Source organism: Streptosporangium sp. NBC_01469 (assembly GCF_036227305.1).
Lineage (GTDB): Bacteria > Actinomycetota > Actinomycetes > Streptosporangiales > Streptosporangiaceae > Streptosporangium.
Genome location: NZ_CP109465.1, coordinates 4,464,533 through 4,480,593, shown reverse-complemented (window position 1 = coordinate 4,480,593; position 16,061 = coordinate 4,464,533). Strand labels below are relative to the sequence as shown.

Here is a 16,061-nt window from a genome sequence, read left to right as displayed (position 1 = left end):
CGCGGCGACCGTCAGTGTGCTCTCTCGCCTGCTGAACGACAGCTGCGACAGCGACTGACCGTCACCACGCCCTCCGGCTCCATACGCGGTATTCCTGTCCCGCTACCGCTGTCGTCGCCCTGTGGAACCTTCTCTCACGGCGAACCCGCCTTCCGGTGGTTCACCGGGTCGGCGGACCAGGATTCGTAGGGGTTGCCCGCGTCCGCGGCCGAGACGACGGGCTGGAGGTAGCGTCCGAGCGCGGGATCGTAGAGACGGGCGCCCATCAGGACGGTCCCGTCGACGGTCTCCGCCGAGCGCCGCAGGCCCCCGAGCCAGCCGTAGCGCCGTGCCTCCGACCGCGCCACGCCGTACTCGTCGTAGTCGAGCACGGTCGCGGCGCCGGTGCCGAGTTCCAGCTCGGTGCCGACGTCGCCGTGGACGGTGGTGAGCTGCAGGCGCGCGGGCCCGGCCTTCGCGGTGATCGCGGCCAGGCGTCCGTCGGGGCCGACGACGTTCCTGGTGATCTCGCCGTCGCGGGTGTCCTCCACGATCCACGAGGGCCGGTCGTCCCCGGAACCATAGTGGCTGACCTTGACCGTCCCCGTCTCCGAGGTCGCCGACCGGATCCGGTTCCTGGCGTCGAGTGCCCAGGTCATCGTCGAGGAACCGGCCGTCTGGCGGTACGGCACGCCGTTGACGTGGTAGTTCACCGTCCGGCCGCCCGGCAGCGAGGTGGTGCGGCCCAGCGCGTCGTAGCCGTATCCGTCACCGGTGAGCCGGTCCGCCGCGTCGTGGGCGTAGGTGGTGACGGTGGCGGCCGGATCGTCCGGCCGCGGGCAGTCCTCGTCCGAGCTGTGCGCGGCCAGGCGGCTCCGGTTGGTGTTCGCGTCGAAGGAGTAGGCGCGCACCGCGCAGGTCAGGCCGATGTACTCCTGGACGGAGGACAGCCGCCCCGCCGCGTCGTAGCCGAGGGTGCGGTCGGTCATCGTGTCGGTGCGCAGGTGCAGGATCGTCTGCCCGTGCACCGACGCGGAGACCTGGTCGATCATCACCGGCCCCTCCAGGTCGTCCCTGGTGTAGATCCGGCCGAACTCGGCTCCGACCTCGTCGACCAGGCTCATCACGTGCAGGCCGCCCGGCAGGTCACCGGTGGTCATGACGCCCTCCTCGTCGTAGCGGGCGGTGAACACGCCCGCCACCGAGTCGGTGACGGAGGTGACCAGGCCGCGCGGTTCGGCGGCGTGGTCGTAGGCGTAGGTGACGGTCGAAGGGGCCGAGTCGACGACCTTGGCACGTCGGCCCAGGGCGTCGTACTCGGTCCGGGTGGTCCCGCCGTCGGCGTCGGTGACGGAGAGCACGCGGCCGAGCCGGTCATAGGCCGTCACGACCCGTTCGGTCACCGTGCCCGTGCCGTCGAGGCGCCGGTCCTCAAGCACCCTGCCGGTACCCGGGTCGTAGAGGACGCCCGCCGTGGGCAGCGGCTGCCCCACACCTCCGGTGACCAGCGTCGTGACCGGACGCCCCGCGGCGTCGTAGCCGGTGGTGGTGACACCGCCGGCGGACTCCGTCACGGTGGCGCGGTCGCCGAACCGGGTGTGGGTGAAGGTACGCACCGAGCCCGCGTTGCCGACCGGCTTCTCCTGGCAGGTCAGTCCCGCCCATTCCGGACGCCCGGCGCAGGTTCCCGAGCCGCCGGACTCGTAGTAGGTGGTCTCGACCCCGGCACCCTTGGGCCGGGTGGTCCTGGTGACGCCGCCCGCCGCGTTGTAGGCCGCGCCCGTGGTGATCGCCAGCCCTCCGGGGTCCCGGACGACCCTGGCAGGCCGTCCCACGGCCCAGTCGTACGCGATGGTGGTGGTCCGCACGTCGGTGTCGGGCATGCGCTCCCTGCCGACGATCCTGGCGCCGACCCTGACCGTGGTGGCCAGATCCCGGGTGACCGCGTCGGCGGGCCGCCCCTCGTCGTAGGTGGTGACGGTACGGGTACGGGCCCCGATCGCGTATCCGGCGGGGAGCTCGTCCTCCGCGCCGGGCACATCCGCCTCCAGGGTGATGATGTGGACCGGGCCGACCCTCTCCAGCTCGCGCCGCCCGGTGGCGTCGTGGACCGAGCGGGTGGACAGCAGCTCGGCGCGCTCGGGCGCGTCGAACTGGGTGATGGACAGCTCGGCGAGACGGTAGTTCTCCTCGTCGAGGGCGAGCGCCCGGTTGTGCGCGGTGAGCTCGCGCACCGCGTGGCCGGACCGGTCGTACTCGGTGACCGAGAGGTGGCCGCCGGGGACGAGGGTGTTCACCGCCCGGCCGTCCGCGTTGAGGTAGCTCACCGTGGCGCGGCTCCAGGTGGCCTGTGCGCCGGTGTTCGAGGCGGGCCGCTGGTCGGCGGGGAAGATCGCGGTGGCGGTGACGGGATTGTCCCGCTGCCCCCAGACGGCGGTGTGCGCGGGCAGCAGGTCGGCCGGTCCCCCCGTCGCCTTCCCCAGCGGTACGCCGTACACGAGGCTGGTCGTGGCCTCGCCCGTGACCTGGTCGGCGGTGCCGGGCCTGAGGGTGGACCGGGTGGCCGCGAGCAGGCGGCCGTCGGTGTCGTGGCGGTAGGTCCAGGGCAGTTCGCCCGGCGGGGTGAGCGAGACGACGCGGCCCGCCGCGTCGTAGCCGTAGGCGGTCTTGAGCGCGGGGACGATCCTGGGGTCCCAGGTCTCGCGCAACCGGCCCGCCGCGTCGTAGGCGTACCGGGCGATCGCGACCGGTGCCCCCATCACGGCCTGCCCGGCGGCGGCGCCGGGGACGGCCCCGTGGAAGAGCACCTCGCTGACCCGGCCCGCCTGGTCGCCGAGGACGGTGCCGCTCGCGGTGGTCGTGGTCGCGTAGACCAGTTCCAGGACGCGGCAGCCCACGACGGGCGAGGGAAGGGAACAGCCGCCCGCCGAGGTGATCGCCTTCAGCCTGCTCCGGCCGTCCACGGTCTCGTAGAGGTGGCCGCCGGGCAGGTAGACCTCCCCCTGCTTGGTGAAGGTGGTCACCGACCCTCGGGGGTCCCTGAGGGTGTAGGTGCCGGTGAGGGTCAGCTCCTCGGCGCCCCTCTCCGGTTTCCAGCCGCTCGCGGTCCTCGTGAACTGGATCGGCGTGCCGTCGGCGAGCAGCAGCTCGGCCGAGCTCGCCGAGGTCTCCCTCAGCGAGGCGTACGGGGAGGCGCCGCCCACGGACCACTGGGGCCCGAAGGGTGCGACGAGGCCGGTGACCCGGGCGCCGAGTTCCGGGTCGCGCGAGGAGGCCGTACGGGACAGCGACAGGCCGAACTCCGCCGCCTCGGTCGTCCGGAGGACGTGGTCACCGGTCAGCAGGTTCACCGCGCCGGGACCGGGAGCGGGACCGGAGCCGGAGCCGGGAGCGGAGCCGGAGCCGGAACCGGGAGCGGAGCCGGGAGCGGAGCTGGAATCGGAACCGGGAGCGGGAGCGGTCCCGCCCGGAGCCTCGTCCTGACCGGCCCGGTCCTCGTTCGCGCGGGGAGCGAAGGGGTCCGCGTCCGCACGGGAACCGGACGGATCCGCCGGTGCGCCGGGATCGATCGGGTCCGCCGCGGCGCCGGTGGCCCGGCGGTCGGCGACCACGTCGGCCACCTCGGAGGTACCCGTGACCCCACCGGCCGTCGACAGGACCGCGCGCACCTGCGCCGCGCCGTCACCGCCCAGCTGGCCGGAGAGGTTCCAGGTGAGCCCGGAGACCGTACCCGTACCTCCGGCGACGGTGACCGGGACCGGCCAGGCGGCCAGGGGCCTGCCGTCGGCGCCCAGCACGTGGGCCACGGGGATGTCGGCCCAGGCGTCGGTCTCGGCCCGCCGCCACTGGAACGTGGCGCGGTCGAAGCCGCCGCCGGTAGCGGCCAGCCCGACCTGCCCGGTGCTACGCCGTCCGTCCGCGGGCGAGACGAGCGCGACGGCTCCCGTACCGGAGCCGACGTTGAAGGTGTGGGTGACGGTCGGGGAGGCGTTGCCCGCCTTGTCGATCGTGTACGCCTGGAACGTGTGGGCGCCGGTCGTGGCGGGCGTCACGACGACCTGCTTGGCGGCGCCCGTGGTGAGCACCTTGACGATCGCGCCGCCGTCGAGGCGATGGGCGATCCAGCCGGTGTCGGTGGAGGCGGGCTTGACCGTGAAGGTGCCCGCCTTGCCCGCGCCGCCGTGCCAGGTGCCGTCGGCGGGGTAGTCGGCCGAGCTGACCGTGGGCACGGGCGGCTTGGCGGTGTCGACGGTGAAGGTGTGGGTGGCGTAGGCCGTGGAGCTCAGCGAGCCGTCGTTGGACCAGGCGCGGACGGTGTAGGTCCTGCCCGGGACGAGCTTGCCCGCCGGTACGGTCGCCGCCGAGAACTTGCCGCTGGCGACGTAGCCGCCGAGCAGGTTGTCGACGACCAGGGTGGTGCCGTCGTAGACGTCGAACAGGCCCCGCACGTTGCCACCGTCGGCGTCGCCGACGTGGGCCTGGAGCTGCGGCGTCACGGTGGTGGTCCAGTTGACCGCGTCGTAGGCGGCGCCAGGGGTGACCCACGTGCTCGGGGGCTTCGTCGGGTAGGAGTTGTAGGTCACCGCGATGTACGGCACGTGCGAGGAGGCGTTGCCGGAGTTGAAGCGCTTCCAGGCGTACTCGTCGGTCTCGCTGGTGGCTCGCAGGCCGATGCCGGACTCCGTCCAGCCGTTGTCCGCCCAGTGCTGCGCCAGCGAGGTCACGTTGGCGTTGACCCACCCGTCCGCGCAGCCGGTGCCCCATCCCTTGGTCTGGGAGGAGGTGGCGTAGCGGGCGGCCAGCGCCGGCCCCGGCCACCGCGAGGAGGTCGAGGCCCTGTTCGCCGTCCAGACCTCCCAGCTTCGGGCCTCACAGGACCAGGAGTGGAAGTTCCACAGGTTGAGCGTGGCCGACTGGATCTTCTTGCCCGCGATGCCGGGCGTCTTCCAGGTGATGAAGGACCGGGCCACCTGCCCGCCGCCGTTGTCGCCGACCTTCAGCTCGGTCGCGCCGGACTGGTCGGTTCCGTACCCCTCCTGGACGAAGGTGTCGAAGACCTGGCCGAGGTTCAGCGACGGGTCGACGGTGACCGGATAGACCGTGGCCGGGTCGGAGAGGAACGCGGGGTCCGGGGTGAGCACGAGCTCGTCCCCGGAGAGCCTCATGTCCACCTTGGCGCGGTGCCGATGCTCGCCGGAGCCGGGATCCACCCGGGCGTCCCACATCACGGGCGCGGGGATGGTGACGACCTCCCCACCGGCCCTCCCACCGGCGCGGCCGGTCAGCTCGACACCTCCGTCCGCCGTCTGGCGCGGCCTCATGCCGGGCGCCTTCAGCTTCAGCGAGTAGGACAGCGGCCGGTCCGGAGCGCGGTCGAGGAGAAGGAACTGCTCGGCTCCGGTCCGCGTGGCGGAGACGACGAGGTCGGCGCCGGGCAGCGCCTCGGGATAGGTGGCGCTCTCACCGGCGATCCGGGGCGCGGGCAGGCTGCCCTTCCACTGCAGGGTGACCTTGGCGTCCCCCTCTCCGAGGGTGATGAGGTCCACGGCCTCCGCGCCCCGGCGCGTGACGCCACGCCCGCCGAACCGGAGCCCGCGACGGTGTCCTCGGGTCACGACCTCACCGTCCGGGGCCGTCGTGAGGGATATGTCCACCGGCGCCCATCTGCCGTCCCGGCGGAACCGGATCGGGCCGGCAAACGCCTCCACGGTGAGCGAGCCGTCGGGGTTGGCGTAGGTCGTGGCGGTCTCGGTCCGCGCGGACTCCACCTCGACCCGCTTGCCGGTGAGCCGGGCGGTGAGCCTGGCCGAGGGTTCGTCGGGGGCGACGGGACCGGCGCCGCCCACGGTGGACGGGTCGGCGGTCGCCGGGGGAACCGCGGGGACGGTCGCGGACGGGTCGGCGGGGGCGGTCGCGGGCCCGGGTACGGGGCCGGCCGCCAGCGCGGCTCCCGTCTGCCAGGTGTTCAGGACGGTCAGGGCGAGGAGGGCGGCCAGGCCGCCGGCGATCGCCCGCGTTCCCGCGCGTGACGGGAGGTGGTTCATCGGTGCTCCGGGGAGAGAGGTGATCCGGTTCGACAGGAGGATCCGGTGGCGTGTCCGCGCGTGACGGCGCCCTGACCGGGCGATCTCGTCGGCGTCGGGCCCGCGCCGCCGGAGGATCCGACGGGATGTCCGTGCACGACGGCGCCCCCGCCACGAGGACGGGGGCGCCGGTGATCGGCTACTGGCCGACGTTCGACTGCTACTTGGCCGAGCAGCTCTTGCTGCGGACCTCACCCCAGGTGATCGGACCGGGCCACTGCGCCCGGATCGCGAAGCACTGCTTCTTGTTCGCCGCTTCCCTGATCTTGCGGATGAACGAGACGATTCCGGCGGCGACCGCCACCTTGCAGATCAGCTTGACCTTGCTGTTCTTGATCTTGTCGCAGGCCGCCTTCAGTACCTCGACGGCAGCGGCGGCACCGGCGTAGAGCCAGGTGTTGTAGATCTTCTTGGTCAGGGCCTTCGAGAAGATGAGCCGGCACATGGCCTTCCACCACTCGCACTGCAGCTTGAGCGCCGGGTCCGCGACCACGGGGTAGGCCGCGCCCGCGTGGTTGACGGTCTGGATGAGCGTCATGCCCTCGACGCGGTAGCTGGTCGGCACGGGGTTGCCGTTGGCGTCCTTGGCCCAGGGGGCGTCGATCTCCGCCAGGTACACGTCCTCGTTGTAGATGAGGACCGTCTGGTCGTCCTCCTCCACCTCCAGGGTGCTGCCCTCGGGAGCGACGATCGGGAAGCGGTACTCGGTGGGCGCGGAGGCGTCCTTGATCACGGTCAGCACGCGGGCGATCTGTCCGGTGCGCTGGTGGGCGTAGGCGACGCTCGGCTGGGTGGCGGCGTAGGTCACCAGGCCGGGCAGGGCCTGGTTACCGGCACCGGCGGCCTCGGGGACACCGAAGCCGATCTCCACGTCGCTGACGTCGACCCGCAGCGTGCGGTCGGGGACGACCGAGAACACCCGCTGGACGTTGCCGTCGGGGATCTCGGTCGGGGGAACGGTCCTGGCCTCCTCGACGATGTCGGGGACGACCTGGGTGAGTGCCTCCAGAGCGGGGTCGTCGGCGGCGACGGCAGGGGTGCCGCTCATGATCGCAGTGCTCAGCGTGAGTGTCGCCGCCATTATGGCGACGACCGCCCGTGTGCCGATGCGCATGGGATGTTCCTTCCGCCCGCGTTGCTGGGGATTAACGCGGGCGCCGTAAAGCTATGGATCTTGATTGGACACCAAGGTGATCTCTCAAGTCCGGGCGGCGAACAGTTGGTGATCACGAAATGGCCAGGCGGGCGCAGCGGATGGACGCCGGGCGTTCAACGGCCGGACATGTGAACGTGGCGGACAATCCCTCATGTTCACCGCGACCCCGCCGGGGGGCGGGGGAGGATCCGGGCGGCGTGTGGTGTGGCGGTTCAGAAACCTTGGGCGAGGCGGTAGTACGCCTGGTTCCAGCGGATCTCCTTGGCGAACTGGCGGGAGGTGGTGTCGGCGTCGATGACCAGCAGCTCGACGCCGAGCATGTCGGAGAGGTCGGTGAGCTCCTCGGTGGTCAGGGCGGACGACAGGACGGTGTGGTGCGGGCCTCCGGCGGTCAGCCACGCCTCGGCGGAGGTGCTCAGGTTGGGGCGGGGCCGCCACACCGCGCGGGCGACGGGCAGGCTGGGCAGCGGCTCGGCGGGGGTGACCACGTCGATCTCGTTGGCCACCATCCTGAACCGGTCCCCCATGTCGGACAGGCCGATCACCACGGCGGGCCCGGGTTCGGCGTCGAAGACCAGCCGGACGGGGTCCTCGCGCCCGCCGATGCCCAACGGGTGGATCTCGCACGAGGGCACCCCGGCGGCGATCGTCGGGCAGACCTCCAGCATGTGCGCGCCCAGGATGACCTCCTGGCCGGGGGTCAGGTGGTAGGTGTAGTCCTCCATGAAGGAGGTGCCGCCCTCAAGCCCGGCCGACATCACCTTCAGGGTCCGCACCAGCACCGAGGTCTTCCAGTCGCCCTCGCCGCCGAAGCCGTAGCCGTCGGCCATCAGCCGCTGCACCGCGAGCCCCGGCAGCTGCCGCAGCCCGCCGAGGTCCTCGAAGTTGGTGGTGAACGCGCCGAAACCCCCCTCGGTGAGGAAGTGGCGCAGTCCCAGCTCGACGCGGGCGGCGTAGCGCAGGGAGTCGTGGCGCTCGCCTCCGGCGCGCAGCTCGGGGGCGACCTTGTAGGTGTCCTCGTACTCGGCGGTCAGGGCGTCCACGCCGGCGTCCGCCGCGGCGTCGACGGCGGCGACCAGGTCGTTGACGCCGTAGGTGTTGACCGAGACGCCGAAGCGCAGCTGCGCCTCCACCTTGTCGCCCTCGGTGACCGCCACGTCGCGCATGTTGTCGCCGAAGCGGGCCAGCCGCAGCGAGCCCATCTCCGCGCGCCCGGCCGCGGCCCGCGCCCACGCGCCGACGCGCGCCGCCACGGCCGGGTCGCTCACGTGCCCGGCGACGGTCTTGCGCGCCACGCCCAGCCGGGACTGGACGTAGCCGAACTCGCGGTCGCCGTGGGCGGCCTGGTTGAGGTTCATGAAGTCCATGTCGATGGAACTCCACGGCAGCGCCACGTTGGCCTGGGTGTGCAGGTGCAACAGCGGCGTGCGCAGCGCGTCCAGCCCGGCGATCCACATCTTGGCCGGGGAGAACGTGTGCATCCAGGCGATCACCCCGACGCAGGCGTCCGAGGCGTTGGCCTCCAGGCAGACCCGGCGGATCGACGCGGCGTCGGTCAGCACGGGCTTCCACACCACCCGGAACGCCAGGGCGTCGTCGAGCCGCCCGGCGATGCCCCGGGACTGCTCCGCCACCTGGGCCAGCGTGTCCTCGCCGTACAGGCCCTGACTTCCGGTGAGAAACCAGATCTCACGCTCGTGGAGGGTCACCGCGGACTCCTTTGCCCGTAGACGTTCTGGTAGCGGTCGTACAAACTGTCGATGTCCGGCTGCGCGATGGGCAGCGGCTCGCCCAGTTGGCGGGCCATGTGCACGGTACGGGCGACGTCCTCGCACATCACCGCGGCCTTGACGGCCGCGCGGGCGTCCGCGCCGACGGTGAAGACGCCGTGGTTGCGCATCAGGACCGCCGGGGAGCGGTGGCCGTCCAGGGTGGCGACGATTCCCTTGCCGATGTCGTCCCCGCCGATCAGCGCGAACGGCCCGGCCGGTATCTCCCCGCCGAACTCGTCCGCCATCGCCGTCAGCACGCACGGGATGGACTCACCCCGCGCCGCCCAGGCGGAGGCGTACGTGGAGTGGGTGTGCACCACCCCGCCCACCCGCGGCATCGCCCGGTAGACGTACGCGTGCGCGGCGGTGTCGCTGGACGGTGACAGCCCGCCCTCGACCGGCTCACCGTCCAGGTCGCACACCACGATCGACTCGGGGGTCAGGTCCTCGTACGTCACCCCGGACGGCTTGATGACGAACAGGTCCTCACCGGGGACCCGCCCGGAGACGTTGCCCGCGGTCCAGGCGACGAGGTTGTAGCGGACCAGCTCCTGGTGGAGCGCGGACACCGTCTCCCGCAGTCTCCTGACGACGGCGCTCATCCGGCCGCCGCCGTTCCGTGCGCGGCAGAGCGCCCGGCCGCGCGCGGGGACGGGGGCAGTGCTCGCCCGATCGGATCTTCCTCGCGCCCGGTCACGCGTCCTCCTCGTTCGTCGACGTGCTCTTCCCGTCCTCGCCGGCCGGTGTGCTCGCCTCGTTGCGCAGGGCCCGCAGGCCGTGCAGCGTCTCCCCGCCCGCGAAGTGGTCGTGCAAACGGCGGTACTCGGCGTACAGCCGGTCGTAGGTGTCCGCGCGCCCGGCGTCGGGAACGTAGGCGGCCTCGGCGCGCCCGCCCATCGCGGCCGAGGCCGAGGTGATGTCGGGGTAGGCCCCGGCGGCGACCGCGGCGTGGACGGCCGAGCCCAGGGCGCACCCCTGCTCGGAGCCGATCACCGAGATCGGGCGGCGCAGCACGTCGGCGTAGACCTGCATCAGGAAGCGGTTCCTGATCAGGCCACCGGCGGCGACGAACTCGGTCACGGGCACCCCGGAGCTCTCGAAGGTCTCCACGATCGTGCGGGCGCCGAACGCGGTGGCCTCGATCAGCGCCCGGTAGGTGTCCTCGGGTCTCGTCGCGAGCGTCTGGCCGACGACCACGGCGGAGAGGTCGTGGTCGACCAGCACCGAGCGGTTGCCGTTGTGCCAGTCGAGCGCCACCAGGCCGTGCTGCCCGACCCGCTGCGCGGCGGCCAGTTCGGTGAGGAGTTCGTGCACGGTGAGCCCGCGCCGTTCCGCCTCGCGCTCGTAGGAGCCGGGCACCGAGGTCTCGACGAACCACCCGAAGATGTCGCCGACCCCGGACTGGCCCGCCTCGTACCCCCACAGGCCGGGCACGATGCCGTCGCGCACCACCCCGCACATGCCGGGCACCTCGGCCAGGGCCTCGGAGGACATGACGTGGCAGGTGGAGGTGCCCATGATGGCGACCATCTGGCCGGGCCGCACGGCGTCGGCGGCGGCGGCCGTGACGTGGGCGTCGACGTTGCCGACCGAGACCGCGATGCCCTCCGGCAGCTTCGTCCAGGCGGCGGCGCGGGCGTCCAGCCGTCCGGCGAGGCCGCCCAGCGGGGACGGCTCCCCGCCGAGCTTCGCGGTGAAACCGGCGAAGGCGGGGTTGAGCTCGGCGAGGAACTCCGCGGAGGGGTAGCCGCCGTCCTGGAGGATGGCCTTGTACCCGGCGGTGCACACGTTGCGCGTCTCCACGCCGGTGAGCTGCCAGACGATCCAGTCGGCGGCCTCGATCCAGCGTTCCGCGCGGCCGTAGACCTCCGGGTCCTCCTCCAGCACCTGGAGGCCCTTGGCGAACGCCCACTCCGAGGAGATCTTCCCGCCGTAGCGGGGCAGCCACGCCTCTTTCCTGCGGGCGGCGACGGCGTTGATCCGGTCGGCGTACGGCTGCGCCGAGTGGTGCTTCCACAGTTTCGGCCACGCGTGCGGGCGGGAGGCGAACCCGTCGACCTCGCACAGCGGGGTGCCGTCGGCGGTGGCGGGCAGCACGGTGCAGGCGGTGAAGTCGGTCCCCAGGCCGATGATCCGCGACGGGGGGATCCCGGCCGCCGCCACCGCCTTGGGCACCGCCTGGCGCAGCACCTCGCGCCAGTCCTCCGGCGACTGCAGCGCCCAGTCCGGGCCCAGGCGCACGGCGGTGTCCGGCAGCCGGTCCTCGATCACCCGGTGGGCGTACTCGTGCACGGCGGTGCCCATCTCGGCGCCGTCGCCCACCCGGACCACCACGGCGCGGCCCGACAGCGTACCGAAGTCGACACCGACCACGTAACTATTGTTGTTAGCGTTCACATTCTCTCCAGGACATCGGGACGGCGGGACCTCGACCACGGGGGACTCCGGCGCGACCACGCCGGGTCCGCGGGGTTCAGCCTCGGCGGGGCGGGACGGGACGCCGGGGAAGCGGACGCGGGACGGCGGCCGGTCGCGGGACGACGTGCGGGCCCGGAACCGTGCTCGGGCCCGCGCAGGGAACGGTACGCGAGCCTAGGCGCGGAACGGCGGCCGGACGCGGGACGACGTGCGGGCCCGGAACCGTGCTCGGGCCCGCGCAGGGAACGGTACGCGAGCCTAGGCGCGGAACGGCGCGGTGCTGGCCCTCGGCACGAACCGCGGCGGGACGACATGTCGCTCTTGGGACCATTCCGCTCCTGCCTCCATCTGCCTGAGCAGGATCTCGATGCTGTACTTCCCCACCGCCCCGAAATCCTGCCTGATCGTGGTGAGCGGCGGGGTGAAGAACTCCGACTCGGGGATGTCGTCGAACCCCACGATGCTGATCTGCTCGGGCACCCGCACGCCCAGCTCGGCGAAGGCCCGCAGCGCCCCGAGCGCCATCTGGTCGTTGGCGACGAACACCGCGGTGACGCCCGACGTCGCGGCCAGGCGCAGCCCGGCCTCGTAGCCGGAGCGCGGGCTCCAGTCGCCGGACAGCGACTCGGGGATCGGGCGGCCCGCGGCGGTCAGCACCTCACGCCAGCCGTCGACGCGCCCGTCGGCCTCCAGCCAGTCCGACGGGCCGGCGATGTGCCACACGGTCTCGTGGCCGAGGTCGAGCAGGTGCCGGGTGGCCAGGCGGGCGCCTTCGACCTGGTCGACGCTGACCACCGACACGTCGCCCGCGTGGCTGCCCTCGACGGCCACGACGGGGATGTCGGTGGGCACGCCGGCCAGCGCGGGGGCGGCCGAGCGCTGCGGCGCGACCACCACGATGCCGTCGACGGCCTGCTCGGCCAGGTAGCCGAGCGCGTCGCGCACGCCCGCGGTGTCGATGGTCTTGAGGCTGACCATGCTGACGAAGTAACCCGCCGCCCTGGCCGCCTGCTCGATGCCGTAGACCGTGCTCGCGGGTCCGTACAGGGTCGTGTCGAAGCTGACCACGCCGAGGGTGCGCGTGTGCCTCGTGACCAGGGCGCGGGCGACCATGTTGCGCCGGTAGCCGAGCTCGTGGATCGCCGCCAGCACCCGGTCGCGGGTCTCGGCGCGGACGTTGGGGTGGTCGTTGAGTACGCGCGAGACCGTCTGGTGCGACACCCCGGCCCTCGTGGCGACGTCCGCCATCACCGGCGGACGGCGTTCGAGGCTCGGGCTCACTGGTCGGCTCCTTCTGATGGCTTGGGACAGACTGTGAGCGCTAACAACACCCTACGTCAAGCACCTCAGACATTACATTCTGATTACTCGTAGATCATCCGTTAACACCTACTTGACGTTGCCGTCATGACGCCCTTAACTGGCGCATACCCCGTTGTTAGCGCTCACATCTCCTGCGAGAAGGTCTCCATGATGCGAGAACTCCTGACCGTCCGGGGGTTGACAGTCGGCCGACCCGGGCATTTGATAGCTCGTCACACAGCCGAACGGATCACCAGGCGGCCTGACGCCGCCGATGTGAGCGCTCACAAAGATGCTCGCAAAGACGCTCACGACGACGTCCGCGAAGACGCTCACGGACACGTTCACAACCACGATCACCGACGCCGGAGCGCGCCGGGACCCGGCCCGTTCCGGTGTCGCCGTGGGCGCGCCCCGGACAGGACGCGCCCCGGCGGCGGTACGCCGGAGGCCGGGACGCGCCGCCACGGCACCCGCCACTCCCGGGACACACCGCGTCCCGCCCCTCTCCCGGCCCGCCCCCGGACCGGGACCCCGGGTCCCCACACTGGAGGTATTCGATGAAGTTCGCGAAGCTGGCCGCCTTCTCGGTGAGCCTGGCTCTCGCCATGGGAGTGACGGCCTGTGGCTCCAGCGTCAAGACCGTCGACCAGGGCGCGTCGGGGGCGGCCTCCGCGGCGCCCGCCGACACCCTCGTCGGCGTCACCATGCCCACCAAGTCCTCCGAACGCTGGATCCACGACGGCGACAACGTCAAGAGCGCTCTGGAGAAGCTGGGCTACAAGGTCGACCTGCAGTACGCGGAGAACGACATCCCCACGCAGGTCAACCAGATCGAGAACCAGATCACCAGGGGCGCCAGGCTGCTGATCATCGCCTCGATCGACGGCACCGCCATCACCACGCAGCTCCAGCAGGCGGCCGACAAGAAGATCCCGGTGATCGCCTACGACCGGCTCATCCGCAACTCGCCGAACGTCGACTACTACGCCACCTTCGACAACTACAAGGTGGGCGTGCAGCAGGCGACCTCGCTGCTGGTCGGCCTGAAGCTGAAGAAGGAGGACGGCTCCGACGGCGACGCCAAGGGCCCGTTCAACATCGAGATCTTCGCCGGCTCCCCGGACGACAACAACGCCACCTTCTTCTACAACGGCGCGATGGACACCCTGAAGCCGTACATCGACAAGGGCACCCTGGTCGTCAAGAGCGGCCAGACCGACTTCAAGACCGTCGCGATCCTGCGCTGGGACCCGGCCACCGCGCAGAAGCGCATGGAGGACCTGATCACCAAGTCATACTCCGGCGGCACCGAGGTCCAGGGCGTGCTCTCCCCGTACGACGGCCTGTCCATCGGCATCCTGTCGGCGTTGAAGAGCAGCGGCTACGGCACCGCCGACCAGCCGTACCCGGTCGTGACCGGCCAGGACGGCGAGGTCGCCTCGGTGAAGTCGATCATCGCGGGCGAGCAGTACGCGACGATCTACAAGGACACCCGCCAGCTGGCCGCCATCACCGTCGAGATGGCCGACGCCGTGCTCAAGGGCGGCAAGCCCGAGGTGAACAACACCGAGGACTACGACAACGGCAACAAGGTCGTCCCGTCGAACCTGCTCGACCCCGTGATCGTCTACAAGGACAACTACAGGAAGGTCCTCGTCGACTCCGGCTACTACACCGAGGACCAGCTCAAATAACGGTACCGGTGCCATGAAGGACGGCACCCGGCCGGCGACGTCCCCATCCCTCGCCGGCCGGGTGCCCGCGGAGCGGGAAGGCAGTGCGGAGGCGGACGGCATGACCGACGACATACTTCGGATGCGCGGGATCACCAAGGCGTTCCCAGGCGTCAAGGCCCTGCAGGACGTCAACCTGGTGGTGCGGAGAGGCGAGATACACGCGATCTGCGGGGAGAACGGCGCCGGCAAGTCGACACTGATGAAGGTCCTGTCCGGCGTGTACCCGCACGGCTCGTACGACGGCGAGATCGTCTTCGACGGCGAGCCGTGCCGCTTCTCCGACATCAGGGACAGCGAGAAGCGCGGCATCGTGATCATTCACCAGGAGCTGGCGCTCAGCCCCCACCTGTCGATCGCCGAGAACATCTTCCTCGGCAACGAGCGGACCAGCCGCGGCCTGATCGACTGGAACCGGACGAACGCCGAGGCCGCCGAGCTGCTGGAGCGGGTCGGGCTGCGGGAGAACCCGGTGACGCTCTCGATGGACATCGGGGTGGGCAAGCAGCAGCTGGTGGAGATCGCGAAGGCGCTGTCCAAGCGGGTCAGGCTGCTCATCCTCGACGAGCCGACCGCGTCGCTCAACGACGAGGACTCGGCGCACCTGCTCGACCTGCTGCGCGGGCTGCGCGAGGAGGGCATCACCTCGGTGATCATCTCGCACAAGCTGAACGAGATCCGGGCCATCGCCGACTCGACCACGATCCTGCGCGACGGCCGGACGATCGAGACCCTGGACATGAGGAACGACCGGGTCACCGAGGACCGCATCATCTCGGGCATGGTCGGCCGCGACCTCGAACACCGCTTCCCGCCGCGCGAGCCGAGGATCGGAGAGGAGGCGCTGCGGATCGAGGACTGGACGGTGCACAGCCCCAGCCGGCACGGCCGCGTCGTCGTCTCCGGCGCGAACCTGACGCTGCGCCGCGGCGAGATCGTCGGCCTGGCCGGGCTGATGGGCGCCGGGCGCACCGAGCTGGCGATGAGCGTGTTCGGCCGCAGCTACGGGGTCGGCATCTCCGGCCGCGTCTACAAGGACGGGCGGGAGATCCAGCTCCGCACGGTCGGCGAGGCGATCGGCCACGGGCTCGCGTACGCCACCGAGGACCGCAAGCGGTACGGGCTCAACCTGATCGAGGACATCAAGCGGAACGTCTCCGCCGCGGCGCTGGGGAAGCTGGCGAGGCGCGGCTGGGTCGACGACAACAAGGAGTACCAGGTCGCCGACGGCTTCCGCGAGAGCATGAACATCAAGGCTCCCAGCGTGCTGTCGGTCACCGGGAAGCTCAGCGGCGGCAACCAGCAGAAGGTGGTGCTGTCGAAATGGATCTTCACCGACGCGGACGTGCTCATCCTCGACGAGCCCACCCGGGGCATCGACGTGGGTGCCAAGTACGAGATCTACTCGATCATCAACCGGCTCGCCGACCAGGGCAAGGCCATCCTGGTCATCTCCTCGGAGCTTCCCGAGCTGCTCGGCGTCTGCGACCGCCTCTACGCCATGTCGGCCGGGCGCATCACCGGTGAGGTCTCCCGGGCGGAGGCCACCCCGGAGCGGCTCATGCAGCTCATGACCAGGGAAAGTTCATGACCAAGGAAAAGGAGTAGGGAGCCC

8 protein-coding genes are annotated in these 16,061 nt (G+C 71.4%); 2 read left to right on the top strand and 6 right to left on the bottom strand.

From position 1 onward, the window contains the following. Positions 1–134 precede the first annotated feature (134 nt). From OG587_RS19990 to OG587_RS19965, 6 genes are all read right to left on the bottom strand, one after another. The gene (locus OG587_RS19990; protein ID WP_329092460.1) at positions 135–6,023 is read right to left on the bottom strand and encodes a DNRLRE domain-containing protein; all 5,889 of its coding nucleotides are present in this window, start codon (positions 6,021–6,023) and stop codon (positions 135–137) included. A gap of 199 nt (positions 6,024–6,222) precedes the next feature. Beyond that, complete coding sequence (locus OG587_RS19985; protein ID WP_329092458.1) at positions 6,223–7,176, bottom strand: hypothetical protein; 954 nt, start codon at positions 7,174–7,176, stop codon at positions 6,223–6,225. A 254-nt stretch (positions 7,177–7,430) separates the two neighbouring features. After that, entirely contained in the window at positions 7,431–8,927 is a 1,497-nt protein-coding gene (araA, locus tag OG587_RS19980) for an L-arabinose isomerase (protein WP_329092456.1), read from the bottom strand. Continuing rightward, a complete protein-coding gene (locus OG587_RS19975) occupies positions 8,924–9,592 on the bottom strand; it encodes an L-ribulose-5-phosphate 4-epimerase (protein ID WP_329092454.1) in 669 nt (222 codons plus the stop codon). Before OG587_RS19975 ends, araA begins: the two co-directional genes overlap by 4 nt. Before the next feature lie 91 nt (positions 9,593–9,683). Further along, positions 9,684–11,387 (bottom strand): ribulokinase, encoded by a 1,704-nt coding sequence (gene araB / locus OG587_RS19970; RefSeq protein WP_329092452.1) that lies wholly within the window; start codon positions 11,385–11,387, stop codon positions 9,684–9,686. A 279-nt stretch (positions 11,388–11,666) separates the two neighbouring features. Further along, on the bottom strand, positions 11,667–12,656 hold the full coding sequence (locus OG587_RS19965; RefSeq protein WP_329093921.1) for a LacI family DNA-binding transcriptional regulator: 990 nt from the start codon (positions 12,654–12,656) through the stop codon (positions 11,667–11,669). A 614-nt stretch (positions 12,657–13,270) separates the two neighbouring features. Here OG587_RS19965 and chvE point away from each other — a divergent pair. Both chvE and mmsA read left to right on the top strand, forming a co-directional pair. Then, positions 13,271–14,407: a multiple monosaccharide ABC transporter substrate-binding protein gene (gene chvE / locus OG587_RS19960; RefSeq protein ID WP_329092450.1), complete on the top strand. Its 1,137-nt coding sequence runs from the start codon at positions 13,271–13,273 to the stop codon at positions 14,405–14,407. Between the two features lie 100 nt (positions 14,408–14,507). Beyond that, on the top strand, positions 14,508–16,037 hold the full coding sequence (gene mmsA, locus OG587_RS19955) for a multiple monosaccharide ABC transporter ATP-binding protein (RefSeq protein WP_329092448.1): 1,530 nt from the start codon (positions 14,508–14,510) through the stop codon (positions 16,035–16,037). The last annotated feature ends 24 nt before the right edge of the window (positions 16,038–16,061 follow it).